Origin of the sequence: Methanoculleus sp. (genome assembly GCF_035363275.1) — an archaeon.
Classification (GTDB): domain Archaea; phylum Halobacteriota; class Methanomicrobia; order Methanomicrobiales; family Methanoculleaceae; genus Methanoculleus.
On record NZ_DAOSET010000107.1, the window covers coordinates 1 to 2728 of the forward strand.

The window sequence follows — 2728 nt, forward strand, 5'->3', positions numbered from 1 at the left end:
CCAGGGTCTCGTCCTTGCCGAACCGGCCGCCGTCCATCTTCTTCTTGATGTGCGAAAGGGATGCCGGCCGCTCGGCGCCCCGGACCTCGACGGAAGTCCCCTCGTCGACGGCAAGCGTGGCGTTCAGCGGCCGGTAGATGCCGATGACACCGGGCTCGATGAGCGAGCCGGTGGTGTCGACGTGGGCCTGGGCGCTCTTGCCGGTCGTTTCGTCGGCGATCTGGACGCGGTCGCCGTCGCGGATACGCATGTTCCGTGCGTCGGTGCTGTGGAGGAGGACTCCCTTGTTTGCTATGTCGAGCAATTTTACGGTCAGTTTCATACGCGTAATCCTATCCTACCTGAAACTGAGGTTTTGTACTACTTAAGAGCGGCTGATCGGGGGAGCGATGGGGGTGGAAGAACCCGGAGTGATAGAGCCGGTCGTCGCTCACAGTGGCACGGCCTCCTGGCAGACGCGATCCCTGATAAACCAATGCAGTCCCTTCTCAGTCATCACGTCGACATCACGGCCGAGCAGGTCTTGCAGGTCCTGGGCAAGGGCAATGTGGTCAAGGAGGCTTCTCCCGGGCTCGAACTCGACAAGGAGGTCAATGTCGCTTCCCGTGGTCTCCTCACCCCGGACAACCGATCCGAAGACTCGGACTGTACGGGCACCGTGTCTGGCTGCGATCTCGAGGATCTCATCCCTTCTTTCGAGCAGTTCCGCATGCAGACTCATCCTGCATCGATCTTATGAAGCAAGGGATATAAGGGTTCGCCCGGAGATGGGAACGCGCTGATCCCCAGAACGAAACGCATATCCTTGTGTTGGGACTACCCCTGAGTGAGGGCCTGGTGTAGGCAGACTCCGGGCGATCAAAGGTCATGATGCGAAGAAAGCCGTCGACAGAGGATGGGTTTCTCGAGTTACTCTAAAATGCGGGGAAACATGGAGTTTACCGTTGTGATCCGGAAGGCCGAAGAGGGGGGATTCTGGGCTGAAGTCCCTATGCTTCCCGGGTGCTACTCCCAGGGGGAGACGATTGAGGAGACGCTGGAGAATATCAAGGAGGCGATCGAAGGGCATGTGGAAGCGTTGCGGCAGGAGGGGCGGGCGGTTCCCCCGGAGGAAGACCTGATCATCGGCAGGGTCCGAGTCTTCGAAGGCGTGGCGTGAGCGGGTGGGGACAACGGCTCACCGGGTGCGGTCATTTTCTCCGGCAAAGATACACAGCGGTAGTTCCCGACAAGATCCTCCAGGACGGCAGGGGGTGTACTGATGGAGGTCCCCTGCGGGTTGCCCTGTAGACCAAAAGATTACGCTCCTCTCATCGCCGTCTGGATCCGCTCGTCCACCAACCGCTACAGGGACTCCGGGGCGTGCGGTCAGACCTGGATGCCGGCTCTGGAAAGGGCACCCTTGATGGCGGCAAGTTCCTTCTTGATCTCTGTAAACTCGTCATCAAGGCACTTCCGGGTATCCCTTCGGAGCCCTGCAACCTCATCTTTTGTCTCAATCCCGATTTGAAGCATCTGGTCTTGTTTATCCAGCATCTGATCCTGCTTCTTCAAACTCAGTTCAGAATTCTCCAGCGTCTGGTACATGATCGTGCCGGCGAAATCAACCCTCTCAAACAGTTCCTCCTGGAGGTCTCCGCGGATGATCTCAAAAGTCGTGAATTCCCCGGTTGCTTCCTGCCATTTGATGCTGAATGATTTGACCGCAATCGGATAGCGGATGATATTGATCCTCTCGATGAGGGCGCGGAGGTCCTCTTCACTCCCCTCAGCGACGATCTCGACCTCACCGGTATCGAGGTTCTTTACGTACCCGGAGATATCCTTGTTGAATGTCTCTTTGTAGACGTGATCCCGGAATCCGACCCTCTGAACCCGCCCTGCTGCAACGGCGAAGAATCGCTTCATCAAATTTCAATATGAGGGGTGGGAATAAATAGGTTCTTCTTGCTTATCGCCCGGCGGATGGTGTTTGGGCCCATCTTTTCTCCGGTCCTGTTCCAGGCAGGGGCGAATGATCGAGCCGAACGGTTCCCATGCCCCGGCGTTGGTAGTGCCCTGGGATATATCTGATACTCGTTCTCGGTGGATCCGAGTTTCCCGTATCAGGCACTGGTGACACCCAATTCAGGCTGCCGTTCTTCCCTGCCGAGACTGGTGCGGGACCTGGCCTAACCCTGCGTTCGCCCCTCGCTCGGCAAGCATCTCCTCATGCTGTGGACCGTGGTGGCTATCGCCACGCGGGGGGTGGGGACCGGGGAGGGGGTCTCCCCCTCCCCGCACGCGGCACGGCACTCCTCAGGGCACCCCGCCCGGCCTCCTCCCCGGACTGGCAGGCAAGCGGGAACACACGGAGGGGATCGCAGATTCCGGGGTGTTGTTTCATAGGGCACTACCCGGGTGGCAATCTCAGCGATACCTCAGGCTCCGCCACATCGCCCCTTCCCGGTAGTCCGACCGCCAGCGAACCCAGAGATCCCCGGGTCCGTGGCACCGTCCCGTACCCGAAAAACTGCTCAACAAAAGCAGAACAAAACAAAAAATTAGGGTTGGTTAGGGTTTAGTCCCGACGAAGGACCAGGAAGGCAACCGCACCAAGACCGGCGAGAGCAAGGAGTGCTCCGAATCCGGGGGTGGTGGTCGGGGTAGCCTGGGTGGTCGTGGTGGTGGTCGGGGTGGTCTCAGTGCCGGTCGGGGTCGTGGTCACGGTGCCCGTGGGCTGCGTGGT

The 2728-nt window shown here is 59.3% G+C and carries 3 protein-coding genes and 1 pseudogene; 1 reads left to right on the plus strand and 3 read right to left on the minus strand.

Annotated elements, in window-relative coordinates; all coding sequences use genetic code 11:
- Both PLN84_RS12950 and PLN84_RS12955 read right to left on the minus strand, forming a co-directional pair.
- Positions 1-322 (minus strand): annotated as a pseudogene (locus PLN84_RS12950) (thymidine phosphorylase); the annotation flags it as partial.
- 108 nt (positions 323-430) lie between these two features.
- Positions 431-721 (minus strand): nucleotidyltransferase family protein, encoded by a 291-nt coding sequence (locus PLN84_RS12955; RefSeq protein ID WP_292382459.1) that lies wholly within the window; start codon positions 719-721, stop codon positions 431-433.
- A gap of 210 nt (positions 722-931) precedes the next feature.
- Here PLN84_RS12955 and PLN84_RS12960 point away from each other — a divergent pair, with 210 nt between their 5' ends.
- Positions 932-1159 carry a type II toxin-antitoxin system HicB family antitoxin gene (locus PLN84_RS12960; protein WP_292382460.1) on the plus strand — a complete coding sequence of 76 codons (228 nt, stop codon included), beginning with the start codon at positions 932-934 and terminating at the stop codon, positions 1157-1159.
- 209 nt (positions 1160-1368) lie between these two features.
- On the opposite strand, the gene PLN84_RS12965 is transcribed toward PLN84_RS12960, so the two are convergent.
- Entirely contained in the window at positions 1369-1908 is a 540-nt protein-coding gene (locus tag PLN84_RS12965) for an acylphosphatase (RefSeq protein WP_292382461.1), read from the minus strand.
- Between the last annotated feature and the right edge of the window lie 820 nt (positions 1909-2728).

What these genes read in the sequence shown, in the direction of transcription:
- PLN84_RS12955 (WP_292382459.1), bottom strand. Translation starts at nt 721, where the DNA reads ATGAGTCTGCATGCGGAACTGCTCGAAAGAAGGGATGAGATCCTCGAG.
- PLN84_RS12960 (WP_292382460.1), top strand. Translation starts at nt 932, where the DNA reads ATGGAGTTTACCGTTGTGATCCGGAAGGCCGAAGAGGGGGGATTCTGG.
- PLN84_RS12965 (WP_292382461.1), bottom strand. Translation starts at nt 1,908, where the DNA reads ATGAAGCGATTCTTCGCCGTTGCAGCAGGGCGGGTTCAGAGGGTCGGA.